Annotated in this window: 19 protein-coding genes and 1 riboswitch; of the genes, 6 read left to right on the plus strand and 13 right to left on the minus strand. The window is 58.7% G+C overall.

Annotation, left to right across the window (positions count from 1 at the left end):
- The first annotated feature begins 7 nt into the window (after positions 1–7).
- Entirely contained in the window at positions 8–685 is a 678-nt protein-coding gene (locus BAR1_RS13620; RefSeq protein ID WP_118943527.1) for a helix-turn-helix domain-containing protein, read from the plus strand.
- Here the strand turns inward: BAR1_RS13620 and BAR1_RS13625 are convergent.
- Both BAR1_RS13625 and BAR1_RS13630 read right to left on the minus strand, forming a co-directional pair.
- Positions 673–1,059, minus strand: coding sequence for a VOC family protein (locus BAR1_RS13625; RefSeq protein WP_118943528.1), 387 nt, complete (start codon positions 1,057–1,059; stop codon positions 673–675). The two genes, BAR1_RS13620 and BAR1_RS13625, sit on opposite strands and share 13 nt — an antisense overlap.
- Positions 1,060–1,135: 76 nt before the next feature.
- Complete coding sequence (locus tag BAR1_RS13630) at positions 1,136–2,545, minus strand: pyridoxal phosphate-dependent decarboxylase family protein (RefSeq protein WP_118943529.1); 1,410 nt, start codon at positions 2,543–2,545, stop codon at positions 1,136–1,138.
- 161 nt (positions 2,546–2,706) lie between these two features.
- Between BAR1_RS13630 and BAR1_RS13635 the strand changes: the two genes are divergently transcribed.
- Together BAR1_RS13635 and BAR1_RS13640 are read left to right on the plus strand one after the other, a co-directional pair.
- Positions 2,707–4,449 (plus strand): serine protease, encoded by a 1,743-nt coding sequence (locus tag BAR1_RS13635; protein WP_118943530.1) that lies wholly within the window; start codon positions 2,707–2,709, stop codon positions 4,447–4,449.
- Between the two features lie 10 nt (positions 4,450–4,459).
- Positions 4,460–5,095, plus strand: a complete 636-nt coding sequence (locus tag BAR1_RS13640; protein WP_118943531.1) for a LysE family translocator — start codon at positions 4,460–4,462, stop codon at positions 5,093–5,095.
- A gap of 36 nt (positions 5,096–5,131) precedes the next feature.
- On the opposite strand, the gene BAR1_RS13645 is transcribed toward BAR1_RS13640, so the two are convergent.
- From BAR1_RS13645 to metZ, 4 genes are all read right to left on the minus strand, one after another.
- Entirely contained in the window at positions 5,132–6,724 is a 1,593-nt protein-coding gene (locus BAR1_RS13645; RefSeq protein WP_118943532.1) for a 5-guanidino-2-oxopentanoate decarboxylase, read from the minus strand.
- A gap of 3 nt (positions 6,725–6,727) precedes the next feature.
- Positions 6,728–8,176, minus strand: coding sequence for a TrkH family potassium uptake protein (locus BAR1_RS13650; protein WP_118943533.1), 1,449 nt, complete (start codon positions 8,174–8,176; stop codon positions 6,728–6,730).
- A 54-nt stretch (positions 8,177–8,230) separates the two neighbouring features.
- The gene (gene folE2, locus BAR1_RS13655; RefSeq protein WP_194295008.1) at positions 8,231–9,346 is read right to left on the minus strand and encodes a GTP cyclohydrolase FolE2; all 1,116 of its coding nucleotides are present in this window, start codon (positions 9,344–9,346) and stop codon (positions 8,231–8,233) included.
- Positions 9,347–9,431: 85 nt separating this feature from the next.
- Complete coding sequence (gene metZ, locus BAR1_RS13660) at positions 9,432–10,613, minus strand: O-succinylhomoserine sulfhydrylase (protein WP_118943535.1); 1,182 nt, start codon at positions 10,611–10,613, stop codon at positions 9,432–9,434.
- Between the two features lie 61 nt (positions 10,614–10,674).
- Positions 10,675–10,752: riboswitch (SAM riboswitch) on the minus strand.
- A 100-nt stretch (positions 10,753–10,852) separates the two neighbouring features.
- On the opposite strand from metZ, the gene BAR1_RS13665 reads away from it, so the two are divergent.
- The gene (locus tag BAR1_RS13665) at positions 10,853–11,569 is read left to right on the plus strand and encodes a glutathione S-transferase N-terminal domain-containing protein (protein WP_118943536.1); all 717 of its coding nucleotides are present in this window, start codon (positions 10,853–10,855) and stop codon (positions 11,567–11,569) included.
- Here BAR1_RS13665 and BAR1_RS13670 read toward each other — a convergent pair.
- The 6 genes from BAR1_RS13670 to BAR1_RS13695 form a co-directional block, all read right to left on the minus strand.
- The gene (locus BAR1_RS13670) at positions 11,541–12,128 is read right to left on the minus strand and encodes a hypothetical protein (protein ID WP_162891793.1); all 588 of its coding nucleotides are present in this window, start codon (positions 12,126–12,128) and stop codon (positions 11,541–11,543) included. The genes BAR1_RS13665 and BAR1_RS13670 overlap by 29 nt on opposite strands.
- A gap of 109 nt (positions 12,129–12,237) precedes the next feature.
- Positions 12,238–12,843: an inner membrane-spanning protein YciB gene (locus BAR1_RS13675; RefSeq protein WP_118943538.1), complete on the minus strand. Its 606-nt coding sequence runs from the start codon at positions 12,841–12,843 to the stop codon at positions 12,238–12,240.
- 15 nt (positions 12,844–12,858) lie between these two features.
- A complete protein-coding gene (locus tag BAR1_RS13680; RefSeq protein WP_118944487.1) occupies positions 12,859–13,764 on the minus strand; it encodes a DMT family transporter in 906 nt (301 codons plus the stop codon).
- 25 nt (positions 13,765–13,789) lie between these two features.
- Complete coding sequence (locus BAR1_RS13685) at positions 13,790–14,737, minus strand: hypothetical protein (protein ID WP_118943539.1); 948 nt, start codon at positions 14,735–14,737, stop codon at positions 13,790–13,792.
- 35 nt (positions 14,738–14,772) lie between these two features.
- Entirely contained in the window at positions 14,773–16,125 is a 1,353-nt protein-coding gene (ftsY, locus tag BAR1_RS13690) for a signal recognition particle-docking protein FtsY (protein ID WP_118943540.1), read from the minus strand.
- Positions 16,126–16,197: 72 nt separating this feature from the next.
- Positions 16,198–16,833 (minus strand): lysoplasmalogenase, encoded by a 636-nt coding sequence (locus BAR1_RS13695; RefSeq protein WP_162891794.1) that lies wholly within the window; start codon positions 16,831–16,833, stop codon positions 16,198–16,200.
- 109 nt (positions 16,834–16,942) lie between these two features.
- Between BAR1_RS13695 and BAR1_RS13700 the strand changes: the two genes are divergently transcribed.
- Both BAR1_RS13700 and BAR1_RS13705 read left to right on the plus strand, forming a co-directional pair.
- On the plus strand, positions 16,943–17,344 hold the full coding sequence (locus BAR1_RS13700) for a hypothetical protein (protein ID WP_118943542.1): 402 nt from the start codon (positions 16,943–16,945) through the stop codon (positions 17,342–17,344).
- A gap of 58 nt (positions 17,345–17,402) precedes the next feature.
- Positions 17,403–18,098, plus strand: coding sequence for a metal-dependent hydrolase (locus BAR1_RS13705; protein WP_118943543.1), 696 nt, complete (start codon positions 17,403–17,405; stop codon positions 18,096–18,098).
- A 6-nt stretch (positions 18,099–18,104) separates the two neighbouring features.
- Here the strand turns inward: BAR1_RS13705 and xseA are convergent, their stop codons facing one another.
- A complete protein-coding gene (gene xseA / locus BAR1_RS13710; protein WP_118943544.1) occupies positions 18,105–19,589 on the minus strand; it encodes an exodeoxyribonuclease VII large subunit in 1,485 nt (494 codons plus the stop codon).
- Between the last annotated feature and the right edge of the window lie 64 nt (positions 19,590–19,653).

The raw sequence follows: 19,653 nt of genomic DNA on the forward strand, positions 1-19,653 counted from the left end.
TTTGCGTATGATTTCTGTCTGCAAACCGTATGGCACTTTTGCGCAACCGCCCGTCCTTCTGGAACACTGGGAATTCAACGCGCCCCGACGGGATGTCACCACGGTGCTGCCCGATGGCTGCCGTGATCTGGTCATCCGGCGTGGCAAGGGCGCGCGACCGCAATGTTTTGTGACCGGTCTGGCGACAGAGTGCGATCAGGTGCCTGTCCGCGCGGGTGATCATTTCAACGGGTTTCGCCTACACCCCGGCGTGCGGATTGATGTGGACGGGTTGCTGGCCAGCCTGCGCGACGGGCTGGACGATGTATCCATCATCACCCGCCTGCATGATTTCACAACCCCGCTGCCGCAAGTGGCCGAGTCCCTGGCCTGTCTGGCCTCGGGCGTGCCCTCGGTGAACAAAGCAGCGGCCATGCTAGGTGTACGCCTGCGCAGCCTGCAACGGCTGCTGAAACGCGAAACAGGGCAAGCGCCGGTGTTCTGGCTACGGCTGGCCCGCGCCCGACAAGCGGTTGCGCGACTGGGCCACACGGGGACGCTGGCCGATCTGGCCTGTGACGCGGGCTATGCCGATCAGGCGCATATGACACGCGAGTTTCGGCACTGGTTCGGCGCTACCCCCCACCGGATACACGCTGATGTGGGGTGGCTGACCCGGAATTTCGCGGCAGGTTACGGCGCCTGAACCTCGGTGCAGATTTCAACCAGTATCCCTTCGGGCAGGCGCACATAGGCGGTGGTCTGGCCCCACGGCATTTCCTGAACCTCCTGCACCTGTTTGGCCCCCGCCCGCACGGCTTTGGCCAAAGCCCCCGCGACATCATCCGTTTCAAAGGCTATTTCAAAGGACGGGTTGGTGACGGGTTTTGTCGCCGGTGATTTGCCCAGTTGCTGCATCAGTTCAATTGACGACACGGCCAGTTTGGTCTGCCCCGTGTCCAATTCGCCATAATCGCCGCTTTCATGTAGAAAGGCGGTTTTCAGGCCAAAGGCGGCGTTGAAAAAATCAAGCGTGGCTTTGACGTCTTGAACATACAGAATAGTGTAGCGGAAAATCATAATACTGGCTCCAAATTGTGTGCGCCCAACCTTACCCGTCCTGCCCGCGTAAATCTTGAAGATTTGCGACAACGGGTCAGGTCAGGGCCTCGCCCAGCCGCACCACTTCCTCCACCAACAGATCCAGATCGGAATTGCGGGTGCGGTGGTTGGTGATGTTCACGCGGATCGCCGTTTGCCCGTCCAGCGTGGTGACCGAGGGCGCGGCGATGCCGCTTTCCTGCAACTGCATCACGATTTCCCCGTTCACCGCATCGCTGTCCCCGTATCGAAAGCAAACGATGCTGCTGGCCACCGGTGCCAACAGGGTTAACGCGGGATGGTCCTGCACCAGCCGCGCCAGATAGCGCGCCTGTGCGCAGTTCTTAGTTATCATCGCGCCCAACTTGTCAGTGCCATGCTCGACCAGTTGCGCCCAGATTTTCAGCGCCCGAAACCCGCGCGACAGTTCCGGCCCGTATTCCACCGGCCACGGGTTGCCTGCCGCAAGGCCGCGTTTGGCGGCTTGCAGGTAATCGGGGCGGCTGGAAAACGCGGCCAGATGCGCCGCGCCGTCCCGCAGCAACACAAACCCCGCGTCATAATTCACATGCAGCCATTTGTGGAAATCAAACGCCAGCGAATCCGCCCGCTCAATCCCTTTCAGGCGGGGGCGCAGGGTTTCGGACAATACCCCCGCCGCCCCAAAGGCTCCGTCCACATGGAACCACATGTCCTGCTTTTCTGCCAGATCGGCCAAGGCCTTCAGATCGTCAAACGCCCCGACATTGACACTGCCCGCCGTGCCCACCACCAGAAACGGCTGCAAACCCTCCGCGCGGTCTTGCGCAATCATTTCGGCCAGCGCAGACAGGTCCATTTCATAGGCCCCGTTGACCGGAACCGGACGCAAGGCCCCTGCCCCCAGCCCCAGCAAATCAAACGCCCGCGCCACGCAGTTATGCGCCTGCGAGGACGCATAGCCAACCAGCCGGTGCGCACCCACGCCTTCGCTACGCACCGTCAGCCCCAGCGCGGCCTCCCGCGCAACCTTCAGTGCAATCACCGTGGCCATCGACGTGCCCGACACCACCAGCCCGCTGGCCGCATCCGCGAAACCGAACATCTGCCGCACCCAATCCACCACCTGCTTTTCCACATAGATTGCACCGTGATCCCGCCCGCCCAGATTGGCGTTCATCGCACTGGCGGCAATATCGGCGATCAACCCGCTGGCCGTCCCTGCCCCGTGCACCCAGCCAAAGAACCGCGGATGGGTGTTGCCAACGCCATAGGGCAACAGGGTTTGCGCCTGTGCCTGCATCGCCGTCACCCCTGCGCCCTGCTGCGGCAACGGCACTTGCAATGCCGCCTTCAGATCATCGGGCAAGGGCTGCCAGACCGGCCCGTTCGTGGCGTTCCCGATACTGTCCAGCGCGGCATCAAGCATCCGGTGCGCGGCGGCGCGGGTATCGGTCCAGTTTTCAGGGTCAAGTGTATCAGTCATACCGGCATCCTTTGGTTGCGCATTGCTAGCATGGTTTCGGGGACACAGGGAACATATGCCCTGTAAAATCACACAGTTTTGGGGTGCAAAACAAAACTGTTACCGCTAATGAAAAGGAAATGAATCGCACATTTGTTAAGCACGTGCGACCAAGGGGGACTATGAGACAGTTTTTTGTATTGGTAATTTTCACAATTTTCACCGCATTTTCCGGTGTGGCCAACGCCCAGCAATCCGCCTGGGTCCAGATCGAAGCCCAGCCCAGCCTGCGCGAAGGCCAGGACCGCGCCCGCGCCTATGCCGGCGTGTTCGACAATGTCACCGGATTTTCCGTCGGGCGCGGCTGGTATGCGATTGCGCTGGGACCATATACGCCCGAGGGCGCCATTTCGACGCTGGAAACCCTGAAGCGCGAGAACCTGATCCCGCAAGACAGTTTCATTTCCGACGGGCGATCCTACAGACAGCAATTCTGGCCAATCGGCGCCAATACCCTTGATCAGCCACCGGTCCAGCCGCAAACACCGGATGTTGTGGCGGATGCCCCGACCATCGTTACCCCGCCGCCACCTGCCGACGAAACCCCGCGACAGGCGCGCCGTTCCGAAGCCTTGCTGACAAAAGACGAACGCAAATTGCTGCAAACCGCCCTGCAATGGGAAGGGTTCTATACCACCGCGATCGACGGCGCATTCGGCAAGGGCACCCGCCGCTCGATGGCCGCCTATCAAGAGGCGATGGGATACGAAGTAACAGGCGTTCTGACCACCCTGCAACGCAACGAGCTGATCGACAGTTACAACGCAGTTCTGGCCGGTATCGGCATGGCCCCCGTGCGCGATGATGCTGCCGGGATCGAGGTCAACATGCCAAAGGCTCTGGTCGAATTTGCCAAATACGAGCCGCCATTTGTGCATTACAATTCCAAAGGCGACAGCGGTGTGCGGATCCTGCTGATCTCGCAATACGGTGATCAGGCATCGCTTTACGGGTTGTATGACATCATGCAGACGCTTGAAATCGTGCCCACCGAAGGCCCGCGCGAACGTGGCAAAAACAGTTTCGAGCTGACCGGCATGAATGACAGCATCGTTTCCTACACCTATGCCACCCACAAAAACGGGATGATCAAAGGCTTTACCGTAATCTGGCCCACCGGCGATGAAAAACGCCGGATGCGGGTGATTGATGAAATGAAATCCAGCTTTGCCCCCTTCAGCGATGTGGCGCTGGACGACATGATGGGCCAACCGGACGAGGACCAGCGGATCGACCTTCTGGCAGGCCTGGAAATTCGCAAACCCGCCATATCGCGTTCGGGGTTCTATGTGGATGCTGGCGGGCGTGTGCTGACCACATCCGAAGCGGTGCTGAATTGCAAGCGCGTCTCGCTGGATGATACCCATGATGCTACGGTTTCCTTTATCGACGAAGGGCTGGGCATTGCCCTGCTGACACCGGCTGAAAACCTGTCGCCCGATACATTCGCCAATTTCCGCACCGCCATTCCGCGTATCAAATCCGAAATTGCCGTGGCCGGTTACCCCTACGAGGGTGCCTTGGGCGCCGCCACAATGACCTTTGGCACTTTGGCCGATATTCGCGGCCTTCGTGGCGAAAAGGAACTGCGCCGCCTTGCGCTGTATGCACAGGATGGCGATGTCGGCGGGCCGGTTCTGGACATGAGCGGCAGCGTGTTGGGCATGTTGCTGCCCAAGGTGCAGGCCAACGGCCAGCGCCTGCCCGACGAGGTAAGCTTTGCCATCAGCGCACAGGCGATGGGCGAGGTTCTGGCGGAGAACGGCGTGACCATATCGGCCTCGCAACCCGGCGGCCCAATGGCCGCCGAGGATCTGACCATTCTTGGCACCGATATGACGGTGCTGGTCAGTTGCTGGAACTAAGGAATTTCAAATGTTCGATTACACCCTGCTGCACTGGACCGGCTTTCTGACCGCAGCTGTTGTTCTAAACCTGGCCCCCGGCCCCGACATTGCCTTTATATTGGGGCAAACCGTGCGTGGCGGGCGCAAAACCGGCTTTGCCGCGATGGCGGGAATATGGACCGGTGCCTTTGGCCATGTGCTGATGGCGGCGGCAGGGTTGTCAGTAATTCTGGCAACCTCGGCTATGGCGTTTTCAGTGGTGAAATGGGTCGGTGCGGCCTATCTGATCTGGCTGGGTATTCAGGCGCTACGCTCGGACGGCAGCGGATTTATTGCCGAAGGGATCAAAGGCAGCGCGAAACTGATGCCGATCTACCGTCAGGGCGTGGTTGTGGCATTGCTGAACCCCAAGGTGGCGATTTTCTTTCTGGCGTTTCTGCCGCAATTCGTGGTGCCGGATGCCGGTCCTGTCTGGGCGCAACTGTTCCTGCACGGCAGCCTGATCATCGTGGTTGCAGCCTTTATCGAACCGCCGCTGATACTGGCAGGCGAAAGGCTGACGAACAAACTGCGCTCGTCCCCCAAATTCGGCCTGTGGCTGGACCGCAGCCTTGGCGCAATCCTTGTCGCACTTGGCCTGCGGCTGGCTATGGAACAACGCTAGCCCCCGAAATCTTGCAAAGATTTCGTCTGTTTTCTTTCAAAGAAAACAGTCCGGCATCACATGGATCAGCGTTGGGCCATCGGCCTTTAACGCCGCCTGCAATGCCTGTTTGAAACCCTCGGGTGTTTCCGGCTTCTCTGCCCCTGCCCCGAAGGCCCGCGCCAAGGCGCAAAAGTCGGGGTTCTGTGCCACGACCGCATTGGGCGCGATTTGGCTGGCGATCATGCTGTCCTCGATTTCCTTCAGCTTGCCATTGTCCCACAGGATAATCGGCAGGCTTAACCCCAGTTCCACCGCCACGCCCAATTCCTGCATGGTGTAATGAAACCCGTAGTCCCCCGCAATCGCCACCACCGGCGTGCCCGGTTTGCCGATCTTGCCGCCAATCGCCGCAGGCAGCGCATAGCCCAGCGTGCCAAAACCGTAAGGGTGATGCCACAGTTTAGGGCGGTCCAGCGGGTATAATTCCTTGGAAACATAGGCAAATTGCGTCATGTCCGAATAGATCAGCGTGCCCTTGGGCAACACCTGTTCCATTGCCGCACAGATCGGCGCAATCCCCTGACGGGCCGCGTCGGTCTCGGCAAAGAAAGCCGCCTTTGCATCGGCCACCTCTTTTGCCATCCAGTCGCTGGTAACATTATGCCCCTCGACCAGATCACACAGATCCGACAGGAAAGTCGCCGCATCCCCCATGATCGGCAGATCCGCCACATGGTCATCGGCCAACGAATGGGCATCAATATCAACGCGGATCATCGGCGCGTCATAGCCCAACTGATCGCGCCAGATGTCGGTCTCAGACAACTCGGTTCCGATGCACAACACCAGATCGGCCTTGGCCAGTTCCGCAACACTGTCGCCACGGGCCAGACAGGGGCCGTAATTCAGCGGATAGTCCGGCGCGATGATGCCGCGGCCGGCAAAGCTGCACATGGTGGCCGCCCGCGTCAGCCGCACCAGCTTGCGCGCGGCCTCGAACCCCGGCGCAGCCCCCCCGCCAAAGATAAACAGCGGCCGCCGTGCCCCCAGCAGCCATTCCGCCGCCGCTGCCACATCCTCGGGGCGGGCAACGGGTTTGGCGGGGGTGATGGGTTGATCCGGCGCCGGATCGGCCGGTGCGCCCAGCACATCAATCGGCACCTGAATGTGTTTCGGACGGGCGCGGGTGGCGGAAAACTCGGCAAAGGCCTTGTCGATCAGCCGGTAGGCAGCGGGCGCATCGGGGGCTGTGACGGACCAGTCACACACCGTTGCCGCCGCCCCCTCCTGATCGCGCATTTCATGCAGGCGGCCCCGCCCGATATGGCGATCCTTGGTTTCAAGGCACGAGGATACCACCAGCATCGGCACCGAATCCGAATAGGCCTGCCCCATCGCCGTCATGATATTGCACAGGCCCGGACCGGTGATCACATAGGCCACCCCCGGCTTGCCGGTGGCGCGGGCATAGCCATCGGCCATGAAACCGGCCCCCTGTTCGTGACGCGGTAAAACATGGGTGATCCCCGCCTCTTCAATGCCGCGATACAGTTCAATATTATGCACCCCGGGAATGCCGAAAATCACATCAACCCCGCGCGCCTTTAGCATGTGGGAAATATTCGCGCCAAGTGGTCGTTTGCTCATCACTTATCCTCTCCAAAATCTCACTGTCAGAATAGTGAAAACCACCAACAGTTCCAGACGCCCGATCAGCATTCCAATCGCCAGCAGCCATTTCGCCGTATCATTCAGCGGTGCGAAATTCCCCGCCGGCCCGATAATCTCGCCCAGACCGGGGCCGATATTGGCAATCGCCGTGGCTGCCCCCGAAACCGAGGTGACAAAATCCAGCCCTGTCAGCCCCAGTAAAACCGACAAAACCCCGATCGTGACAATGAACATCCAGAAGAACGCCATGACCGAGGAAATAACATCTTCGGAAACAGCCCTGCCCTGATAGCGGAGCGCGAACATTCCGTGTGGCAAATGGATTCTGGCAATCTGTGCCCGGATCGCCCCGAACAGCAACTGGTAGCGGAATATTTTCACCGAACAGGCGGTTGACCCCGCGCACCCGCCAATAAGGCCGATGAAGAAAAACATCACCACCGGCAACGGCCCCCAAAGCTGGTAGTCCACGCTGGCATAGCCCGTGCCCGAAATGATCGAGGTGACGTTAAACGTGGCCTCGCGAAAGGCATGTTCATAGTGGTCACCATTGGCCAGAATGCGGTAAAGCGTCAAAGACACGACCAGTGTCGCGATGGTCCAGAAATAGGTCCGTATCTGGCTGTCCAGCAACAGCGGACGCATTGAACCACCCACCAGCTGCACATAGCGCACAAAGGGCAGGCTGGCCAGAATCATGAACACCGAGGCCACATATTCCGGCGCGCCCTGATATTCCCCGAACGAGGCATCATGCGTTGAAAACCCGCCGGTGGACATGGTGGTCAGCGCATGGTTCAGCGCCATGAACCCGGGCAGGCCGAATGCCGAATAGGCCAGAAAGCACGCGATTGTCAGGCCCAGATAGATTGACGAAATCCGGGCCGAAATCTCGGCCGCGCGGGGCAATATTTTCCCCATTGTATCAAAGGCTTCGGACCGGAAAATCTGCATCCCGCCGATCCGCAGCTCGGGCAGGAAAACCATTGCCACAACAATAATCCCGATGCCGCCGAACCACTGCATCATGGACCGCCACAGCAACACCCCCTGCGGCAGGTCATCCAGCCCGCTGAACACCGTTGACCCTGTCGTGGTCAGGGCGGACATGGCCTCGAAAAACGCATCGACCACGCGGGCGTGCGGTTCGCCGAATATGAACGGCAATGCTCCGAATATCGGCAATACCAGCCAGACTCCGGTGGTCAGCAAAAAGGTTTGCTGGATGGTCAACCCCTTGTGCGACCGGTTGGCCGATGCCAGCGCAACCATGCCGCCCAGCAACACCGTGATAATCGCGCTTTCAAGGAAGACCCGCCAATGCCCGTTCTGATAGAGGATGTCGGTCGCCATCGGGATCAGCATGGTCACCCCGAGCGCGGCAACCAACTGGCCGATGACAAACCCTACTGGACGCAGATCAAACATAAGGCCAAGGCTTGGCGGGGCGGGGTGAAACTGTCAAGCGGATTTACCCGCTGCTTACCCGACATGGAACAGCGTGTTGAACAGTTTGGGGTCCAGACTGTCGGAAACAAAAGTATCCCCTTCGGTTACGATCGACACGGCATCGTGGCTGTGCAGACTTTCCTGATGGCTGGCGATCACGCGGAAATCCTCGATGCGTGAATCGGCCTGCAACCCCTGAAAGAACAGCCGCGCGGCGTCCTCGACGAAAATCGGGTTGGCCGCGTTCAGTTCGGCAAAAGCCTGTTCATCCTCGCGCTTGACCATCACCTGTGTTTCGGTCGGCACTGCGGCACGGCAAATATCGATCAGATCCTCGAACCACAGACAGTTCGTACGCCCCGATTCAGGCTGCGACATCTGCACCGAAATCCGCGCCACCGAGCGTTGCGAATGTGGCGTGGCCAATTGCCCGCGCGTTTGACGGGCATGTTCGGAAAGTTCAAGCGAACAGGGGCAAGTGGACGAGTATACATAGTCAAGATGTATGATTTTGACTATTTTTCCTTTCTTCTCGACCAACTCCAGCGCGATATCATAATATTGATACCCCTCCAGCCCCGACCGCAAAGAGGGCAGTTTCACCGGAAAGGAAAACCGCATCTGGATGCGGGCGTCAAAGCTGTCCAGATCGGTCTTGTAATCATTCAGCGCCGCTTCGATCACATCAAAGCTAAAGGTCTTTTCGGCGTGGGTATAAAAGGTGCGCATGATGCGCGACATGTTGATGCCCTTCTTGCCGGCCTGGAGGCTGACCGTGCCGGTGACGGATGTTTCCAGCCGCAAATCGCCGCCATCGCGGGAATGGAACCGGATCGGCAGGCGGAAATTGGAAATGCCCACATGCTGGATATGCCGTTTGGCCCCTTTGATCAGGCTTTCCGGCCCGTTCTGCAAATCAGGCAGCGAGGCTTTGTAAGCCTCGTCCACGGTAAATTCCTCGGGGTAGGCCCGTGCCAGCGCTGGATAATTGGCCACCTCGTTCTCCGGTAACAAACGGGCAATGGCAGGGTCCAGTTGCGCCACCTCGATCGCGCTGACCGATTTGGCCCAGTCGCGCAAGGTCTCCAACGCTTCCTCGGCCTTCTGGCGCTTGGCTTCATCACTGTCTTTGGGGGGCTGGATATTCACGGCCTCTCCTCCATCGTTTCCTGTTCGCCCGTTCAATGTAATGGATCAGGCGCGATTAGCCAAATGTTACCGGCCCCGCGCGGCCCTATGCCGCCGCCAGCGCGTTCAGAATGTCGCGTTGCAGGTCATCCGCATCCTCAAGCCCGATACTGATCCGCACCAGACCGGGGGTAATGCCCAGTTCCGCCTTTTGTGCGTCCGGCAGGCGCTGGTGCGTCGTCGTTGCGGGGTGGGTGGCAATGCTTTTGGCATCGCCCAGATTGTTGGAAATAATGATGATTTCCAGCGCGTTCAGAAACCGGAACGCCGCCGCCTGCCCGCCCTTCAGGTCCAGCGACAACATGGTGCTGCCCTTGCTCATCTGCCGGCGCGCAAGGTCCACCTGCGGGTGGCTGTCCAGAAACGGATGGATCACGCGGGCCAGCTTTTCGTGCCCCTGCACCGCCTGCGCAATCCGCATCGCACTGTCGGCCATCGCGCGACAGCGCAGATCCAGCGTTTCCATGCCCTTCAGCATCACCCAGGCGTTGAACGGGCTCATCGAACCGCCGGTGTGTTTCAGGTAAGGCTCCAGCGTGCCGCGGATAAAATCACGGCTGCCCAGCACCACCCCGCCCAGACACCGCCCCTGCCCGTCAATGTGTTTGGTGGTCGAGTAAACCACCACATCGGCACCCAGTTCAAAAGCGTTGGAGAAGATCGGCGTAGCGAACACATTGTCCACCACCACCAGCGCCCCGACCGCATGGGCCAGATCACAAACCGCTTTGATATCAATCAGTTCCAACGTCGGGTTCGAGATGCTTTCAAAGAACACCAGTCTGGTATCACTGCGCAACGCCCCGCGCCATGCGTCCAGATCAGGACCATCCACCAGCGTCACCTGCACCCCGAAACGGGCTAGAACATCCTGAAGGATATACAGACACGAGCCAAACAGCGCCCGCGCCGCAACCACATGATCCCCCGCCTTCAGACCACAGGTCAGCGCCGCATTGACCGCCGCCATACCCGACGCGGTGGCAAAGGCATCCTCGCACCCCTCAAGGGCTGCAATCCGGTCCTCGAACATGCGCACGGTCGGGTTGCCATAACGGGCATAGATAAATTCGTCCGGCCCGGTTTCGATGAACCGCGCCTCGGCGTCCTCGGCGGTGTCGTAGACGAACCCCTGCGTCAGGTATATCGCCTCGGATACTTCGTTATACTGGCTGCGGCGGCTGCCCGAATGCACCAGCTTGGTACGGGCGTTCCAATCGTTGCTCATCGCGTCTCCTTGTCCATGCCCTCAGGCATAAAAAAACCCCAAAACCGGAGCCAGGGTTTCGGGGGTATCGCCCTATCCCTCTTTAGCGGCATGTTTAACGTGGCCCGCAATCCGGTAACAAATCGCCACGATAGGGTCTGGATAATGCCCGCGGGCGATGTGGTCAAGTATTGTTGAATGCGCGCCGCCTTGCCCTTTTGTTTGATCCCGTGCTGAATACGCACAAAGGAGCACGCGATATGAAACCGATTGATCTTTACTACTGGCCCACCCCGAACGGCTGGAAAATCACCATTGCGCTGGCGGAAATGGATCTGCCTTACAACCTGCATCTGGTGAACATCGGTGCGGGCGAACAGTTCGAACCCGATTTCCTGAAAATCGCCCCGAACAACCGGATGCCGGCGATTGTTGACCCCGAGGGGCCGGATGGCGAACCGGTTTCGATCTTTGAATCGGGCGCAATCCTGCAATATCTGGCGCGTAAAACGGGACAGTTTTGCGGCGTGACAGAACGCCAGCGGATCGCGGTTGATCAATGGCTGATGTGGCAAATTGGCGGCCTTGGCCCGATGGCGGGTCAGGCGCACCACTTCCTGAAATACGCCCCTGCAATGGAGCCACCCAACGACCTGCCCTATGCCAAAGACCGCTACCGCAATGAAACTGCCCGCCTTTATGGTGTGCTGGACCGCCAACTGGCGAACAGCGAATATGTCGCCGGAGTTTTCTATTCCATCGCCGATATGGCGATCTGGCCCTGGGCGACATTGTGGGAAGGTCAGGAACAGACGATGGACGACAAACCCCACATGGCCCGCTGGCTTGAAACCGTTGGTGCCCGGCAAGGGGTGGTCACGGGGCGGGCTGTGGCTGCGGACAAACGGGGCAATCTGCAAACGGACAGGAAAGCACAGGAGGTGCTGTTCAATCGGGATCCTCGTACCCCCGATTAACCCGAATATCGTACACGATGGTAAAAATATTCGAGAAGTACATGATAACAAATGGCATCAAAATCATCCATACGATCCAAGTCTCTGTGTCCAGAAGTATGATTGCCAACTCGTTTGCCCCTGCAAAACCAAGATGGGCAAACGCCCTTACTTTGGCGGCATACTCGATAGTCGGAGAAGGTAGCCCCATCCATGTCCAGCGAAGACTTTTCTGCAATAGTTTCTTATCCGTTAGCCCAATCAGCAGAATTATGGCCACGAAAATAGAATAATATGTGACAAGGTGTTTGCACCATGCTTCACTATTAAAATAAATAGTCACAAGAAAAAGCGCGGGCCAAAAGACTATCCTCAGTGCGAATGCAGATTTTTGCAGATCGGCATCAATTTCCAACGGGTGTTTCTTCGCTAATACAAACTCTAAAACAAAGCGAACACAAAAGCCGGCAATCGTAGCCAATACCAGCGGTTTCAAAGGAATGCTGCCGACGACGGTCGGGAAATCCCTTACCCCAATATATACCATCAGAAACACAATGGGGCGAAGAAGGCCAAGCATCCAAACCTTTGGCAACCATTCGTGAATCAAGACCATAAGGCGAAAATACAGTACAATTTTTCTCCACATGGCAGAAATATAATTTTTAATTTTGCCAAAAATGAGGCGTTTAGACCTCGTCTTCCTCAATCGCATATTTCTGCATCAGTTTGCCTTGGGTCATGAAAAACGCAAACACCGCCGCTGTCAGGCCGAACACCTTGAAATTCACCCAGGCGTCCGTTGACATCGTGCGCCAGACCACTTCGTTGGCCACGGCCAGCGCCAGAAAAAACAGGGTGATGCGTTTGGTCAGGATCATCCAGCCTTCGTGTTTTAACGGCATCGCCTCGTCCATCACCAGTTGCAGATAGCTTTGACCGCGCATCAAACCGAAGCCCAGCATACCCGCGAACAACAAATAGATCATCGTCGGCTTCATTTTGAAAAACCGTTCGTCATTGAACCACACCGACAGCCCCCCGAACACCACCACAATCAGCAATGTCATGATCTGCATGGCCGACAATTTGCCCGTCAGCCGGTACAAAATGAACGTAGTGAGAGCCAGCAGCGGCACAAACAGCGCCGTAACCACGATAAAGCCGTTATAATCCGTGCCGTTATAGGCAAACGTCTGGTCCTTCATCCTGCCATAAGCGATGAAGAACACCACGATCGGCCCCAGCTCCAGCGCCAGTTTGACAAAGGGGTTCACTTTTTTCACGTCACTCATGTCAGGCCTTTCGCTTTATCCACCCAGTTCAACTATCACAGCCCCCAGCGCAATCAATGCCATAAGCATCAGGCGGCGCGGGCCAACCCGTTCTTTCAGCATCAACCAGCCGATCAGCGCGGCAAAAACGGTCGAGGTCTCCCGCAGCACCGCCGCCTGCCCGACATTGTCCAGACGGGTGGCCAGAATGATGCCGCCAAAGCTGAAGTAGGCGATGATGCCGCCGATCAGCCCGCGCAGCAGCAGCGGGCGCAGGGCGGGCGGGTTTTGCATCACACGGTAGCGCAGGGCGGCGATGGTGGGCATAAAGAACAACCCGTCGATCATGAAAAACCACGCCAGAAAGGTAAAAGGATCGGTGCTGGCGCGGATGCCATAGGCGTCATAGGTGGTATAGGTCGAAACCGTCAGCCCGGTTATCACCGCCAGCACCAGCGCCATTTTCAGGGTGTCGCGCCCCACGGTCAGATGGCGCAGATTATAAAGCGCCAGCCCGTAGATCCCCGCCAGAAGAACCGCCACACCCAGCCATTGCACCGCGTTGAAACGCTCGCCAAACAGCAGCCATGCGCCGATGATCGCAAACAACGGGCCGGTGCCGCGCACCACGGGGTAAACCACCGTATAGGCGCCGCGTTCATAGGCCATGGCCTGCATGTATTTGTAAAAACAGTGGATAACAAAGGTGATGGCAAAGATCATCCACATATGCGGCTCGGGCCACGGCACCACGAACAAAACAAACGGCACAGCAATCAGCCCATAGGATATGTCGATCGCCCCGCGCGATAGCCACGGATCATGGTTGCCCTTTTGCAAAGCGCCAAAAATAGCGTGCAGCAGTGCCGATCCCAGCGCCAATGCCAGCGCAATCTGGTGACCGGCAGGCGTGCCTTCCAGCGCGGTGAACCATTCGGTCATCCGCATCCCCCCAAACCCGGTGGCATCAGTTCACGGCGTCAAACAGGTTGGGGCTATAGCCGGCTTCAATAGAAACGCCCTCTAGCATTTGGGCCAGTTTCTGACCGGTTGCCCAAAGTCCAAAGCGCAATATCGGGTACCCTTTGGCCGCTGTCAGATGCAGCAACAAATCCCCTTTCGGGTCGGGCAAATCCGAAACCAGCCTATTCACAGATGCAAGGTCGTTCCCACTCATCACCTTTGACAGTTCAGTTGCGATATACAGCGTTGCCAGGGATCTGAACCCATCAATATCCCCATTCGGGATTTTCCCTTTCAACATGGCGACACCCAGCTCCAGCAGCGGGTTCTTTCGGGTGTCGCGGCTGTTGATCACGATGGTCAGATTGTCGATTATCAGGGGGAAAACACCAATTTCGGGGCTTTTGGGAAAAGCCGGCGTAACCCCGCGAAGTCTGGCCGACAATCTGGCCGAGTTTCCATTGTGGAAATCCAGCGAAGCCCCCGCCAGTTCCAGCAGCCCTTTGTCAGCTTGAAAACCAAAATCCAGTGTCGCATCAAATGCGCGCCCGGACCGGCCATAATCCACCAAATAATCCCATGCCGGATCATTCGCGGGGGCATTTGTCACCTTCACACCGCGCATTTCCAGTTTTAACTGGTCAGGTAATTGTCCGTCACTTAGGGGCGCAAGCCCGTTGCGGTTCCATGTTATCCGCTCTATTTTCAGCGTAACACCGGCCCGTTCGGCCACAACATCCACCGATTGAGCATCGCATTTTCCGATCACCTTGCGGGGGGATGTGGCCGGTTTTATTTCGACTTTGATCAGCTTTGCCAGATCTTCCAGCCCGCCGATGCAGCCTGCGTTGTCCATCCGCAGAATGCTTTGCGCGTATCCGCTTGCCGTGGTGGAAAGTAGGACAAACCCGGCCACAACCAGTTTTCTTATCTTGAAATGCACATTCCTCATTACAACTCCCTTTCCGGCCCCCACAGCACTCTACATCAATCCTCCAGCCCAGTCAGGGCATGGGCAAATTCTTCGGGGTCAAAAGCGGCCAGATCGTCAATCTGTTCCCCTACCCCGATCGCGTGGATCGGCAGGCCGAATTTGTCAGCCAACGCCACCAGAACGCCGCCCTTGGCCGTGCCATCCAGTTTGGTCATCACAAGGCCGGACACATTGGCCAGCTTTTGAAATACCTCGACCTGCGTCACCGCATTCTGCCCCGTGGTCGCATCCAGCACCAACAAAGTGTTGTGCGGCGCGGTTTCGTCCTTTTTGCGGATCACGCGAACGATTTTGGACAACTCCTCCATCAGGTCGGCGCGGTTGTGCAACCGGCCCGCCGTGTCGATCATCAACAAGTCGGCCCCGTCCGCTTCGGCTTTGGTCATCGCGTCAAAGGCAAGGCTGGCAGGGTCGGACCCTTCGGCTGCGGTCAGCACCGGCACGCCGGCGCGTTCGCCCCAGACCTGCAATTGTTCCACCGCGGCGGCGCGGAATGTATCGCCCGCCGCGATCACCACGTTTTTGCCCGCCGCCTTGAACTGGCTGGCCAGTTTGCCAATGGTCGTGGTCTTGCCCGAGCCATTGACCCCGACCACCAGCACCACCTGCGGTTTTTTGGCATAAAGCGGCAGAGGTTTGGCAACCGGTTCCATGATGCGGGTGATTTCAGCGGCCAAAAGGCGTTTGATTTCGGCCGTCGACAGCTTTTTGCCAAAGCGCCCTTCGGCCATGTTGGCGGTGACGCGCAGGGCGGTATCAACCCCCATGTCGGCAGAGATCAGCAGCTCCTCGATCCGCTCCAGCATGTCGTCATCCAGAACCCGTTTAATCACGGTATTCTTGGCAGGCTTGCTTTCCTTGCGGCCCAACAAACGCCCGATCAGACCCGGCTTTTTGGCCTCTTCTTCAGGTTCGGCCACAGGTTCGGCCGCAGTGCCCTCTGGCACTTCGGGTTCGGGTTCGGGTTCGGGTTCGGGTTCGGGTTCGGGTTCGGGTTCGGGTTCGGGTGAGACAACTTCCTCGGCCACGGGCACGTCAAGCACCTCGTCAATGGTTTCCTCAACCGCTTCCACCACTTCGGGCGCGGCCTCGACCACTTCTTCAACAGGTTCAGGCTCCGCAACCGGTTCAGGCTCTGTCGGAGTGCCCGCCGGCACCTCTGGCTCTGGCTCTGGCTCTGGCTCTGGCTCTGGCTCTGGCAGAGTCTCCTCGACCGCAGGGGCTTGGTCAACCGCATCCTCGATCAGTTCTTCCTCGCCACCATCCTCGACGATTTCATCCAGCCCCTGTTCCAGCTTGGACGAGGATTTGAAAAGACGGTTTTTCAGCTTTTTAAAGAATGACATCGTGCCGGACCCTTTGTGTTCCTTACCCAACTATTGCACCTTCGCAGCGGATGGAAGGGGCAAGCGTTAAAACTATAGCGCACCCAGCCCCCAAAACAGGCCAATCTGGGCGGCAATATAGGTGATCCACACGATTTTCCCCGCCCATTTGCGGCGTGGATCATCCGGCGCCAGCACAAAGGTTTCGACCGACAGCACCAGATCGGACAGCACAAACAGCAGCGCCCCCCACAGGGCGACAATGCGCGCCTCGGGCAGGCCCAGCGCCATAAGACCCATGCCAAGGATGATCACCACATAGCCGCGCACAGGCCATTTCAACGCACCGGTATGCGGGCGCAGCCAGATTTCGGTGGAAAGGCCCAACCCCACCATCAGCAGGATCAGCGGCCATTGCGCCAGTTGCGGGCCACTGCCAAGCGTGGCCATCAACACGATATAGGCGATATGGGCACTGGCAAAGGCCACCATTCCGACCAAAAACGCCCGCTCACCGGGGCGCGACAGGGCCAGATCGCCCAGCGCGCTTAACGCCAAACCGGCGACCAGCAACACAGGCGCGCCCTGAAAATACGCCGCCAGCGCAAACAGCGCCACCGGCAGGGTTTTGCGAATGCTGCGTGCCCAGCAAACACGCCCCCCCGTGCGCGGCAGGTAAAACACTGCCAAGGCAACACCAAGGGCGAAAAGGGCAGCGGGAAGAAGCATATGCAGACCTGCGGTTATTGTGTTTGGCCTGACCCTAGCGCAAATCAGGCCGTGAGGGCTATTGCCTTTTGCCATTGGCCACGGGGGCGGGATGTGGCACACTCCTGTTATGAAAACGCATTTTCTAACCGTGATCCTGCTTGCCCTGACCGCCGCCCCGCTGGCCGCCCAAACCCCGATGACCGGCGACGAATTCGAGGCCTATTCCCAAGGAAAGACCCTATTCTTCCGCTATGATGACGACCGCTACGGCGCCGAGGAATATCTGCCCAACCGCCGCGTGCGCTGGTCGTTTCTGGACGGGGATTGCAAGAATGGCGAATGGTATGAAGACGGGCAAATGATCTGTTTCGTTTACGAGGACAACCCCGATCCGCAATGCTGGTCGGTTTACGAACAAGGGGACGGGTTGATGGCACAGTTTGAGAATGATCCGACCCAGACAACCCTGTTTCAGGTGGAAAAGACGGACGAACCGATGGTTTGTCTGGGGCCGGACGTCGGGGTTTGAGCCAAGCTTTGACCTCTCTGGTTCAAGTCGGAAAACAGCAATATCAGGAGGAGCACCTATGAATATCATCTGGCTGGGCCATTCGGGCTTTCGCATTGAAACCGGCGATCTGGTGTTGTTGATCGACCCGTGGATAACCGGTAACCCCTTGTTCCCCGAAGACCGTCGGGCCGAGGCGATTAAAGGGGCCACGCATATCTTTGTCACCCACGGCCATGGCGACCACATCGGCGATACCATTGCAATATCACATGAATTGGGCATCCCTGTGCACGGCATTTACGATTTGATGACCTGGTGGGGCGAAAAGGAAGAAATCAAAGTGGTCGGCTTTAACAAAGGCGGAACGGTCGATCTGGGTGCGGCACAGGTGACGATGGTCAATGCCACGCATTCCTCGTCACTGGGCAACGGGGCGGACGGGCCGATCTATGGCGGGCATGAATCCGGTTATGTGATCACCACACCCGACCATGTGGTCTATTTTTCCGGCGATACCGATGTAATGGCAGATATGGAAATAATCAACGATCTGCACAAACCCGACATCGGCATTCTGGCCGCAGGCGGATATTTCACTATGGACATGCACCGCGCGGGCTATGCGGCCAAGAAATTCTTTGATTTCAAAACCGTAATCCCCTGCCACTACCGCACTTTCCCGCTGTTGGCACAATCCGCGGATGAGCTAAAGGCCGCCTTGCCGGATGTGGATGTGATCGAACCAAAAGTGCTGGAGCCGATCAATTTATAGGTAGCCCTAGAACAGGTTCCCCTGATCCGGCGGTGTTTCTTTGGGCTTGGCTTTGCGCGGCGCGGCCCCTGCCCCGACGGTATAGCGCCCGTCGGCAAACTCGATCTCAAGTGCCGCCGCCTTTTTCGCGGCCTTGGCCGTGGTCACCACATCGCCATCCCCGCGCACCACGGCATAGCCACGGTTCAGGGTCTCCTTATAGCCCAGCGTCTGGCGGATACGCTCAAGGGCTTGCAACCGGTTTCTCCACCCCTCTACCTGCCCCGTTGCCACCCGCGACAGACGGGCTGATATTTGTTCAAACGCATCCTTTTTGCGCCTAATGTCACGGGTCAGCAGGTCACTGTTCAAACGGCCGGCACGGTCGGCCAGTCTGGACCTGGCCTCGTCCAGCCGCCGCATCAGGGTGGCAGGGCGCAGGCTGCCGCTGACTTCGGAAAGGCGCAGGCGTTTCACCTGTGCGGCGCGGGTCAGGGCGGCGGGCAGGCGTTCGGTGGCGCGGTCCAGCCGTTGGCGCGGGCTGTCCAGCAGGCTCTCGGGCCTGGGCAAGGCGCGCGACAAATCCCGCAGGCGCTGTTTGCGCATATCCACCGCCCCCGTGGCGGCGCGGGTCAGGCGGGCGCCCTGTTCCTCGACCCATGCCAGCAACTCACTGCGCACCGGCACCGCCAGTTCGGCCGCCGCCGTAGGCGTCGGTGCCCGCCGGTCCGAGGCATAGTCGATCAACGTAGTGTCGGTTTCATGCCCCACCGCCGAAATCAGCGGAATACCGGATGCCGCTGCCGCACGGGCAACGATTTCCTCGTTGAACCCCCACAGATCCTCGATCGAGCCACCGCCGCGTGCCACGATCAGCAGATCAGGGCGCGGCAAGGCCCCGCCCGGTGTCATCGCGTTGAACCCTTCAATCGCGCGGGTTACTTCGGGGGCGCATTGCTTGCCCTGCACCGCCACCGGCCAGATCAGCACCTTGCGCGGGAAACGGTCACGCAAACGGTGCAGAATATCGCGGATCACGGCGCCGGACGGGCTGGTAATCACCCCGATCACCTCGGGCAGATAGGGCAGTTCGCGTTTGCGTTCCGGTGCAAACAGCCCTTCGGCCGCCAATGCGGCTTTGCGTTTCTCCAGCATCGCCATCAGCGCGCCCATGCCGGCGGGGGCGATATCCTCGATCACCATCTGGTATTTCGACTGGCCGCCAAATGTGGTCAGCTTGCCGGTGGCGACCACCTCCATGCCTTCCTCGGGCTGCACGGCCAGCCGCGCGGCAACCCCCTTCCAGATCACGCCGGACAGCACGTTGCGGTCATCCTTCAGGTCCAGATAGATATGCCCCGACCGTGGCCGCGACACCCGCCCGATTTCACCCTTCACCCGCACATGGCCAAAGGTGCCCTCGATCGTGCGCTTCACCGCGCCGGAAATCTCGGTGACGGTAAATTCGGGGGTGTTTTCGCCCTCGGATGGCTCATCAATCAGGTCGGACATATCTGCTCGCTTGTCATATGGTCGGCGCCACCTTAGAACGCGGATCAGCAAAGGCCAAGCGGGG

Origin of the sequence: Profundibacter amoris (genome assembly GCF_003544895.1) — a bacterium.
Taxonomy (GTDB): domain Bacteria; phylum Pseudomonadota; class Alphaproteobacteria; order Rhodobacterales; family Rhodobacteraceae; genus Profundibacter; species Profundibacter amoris.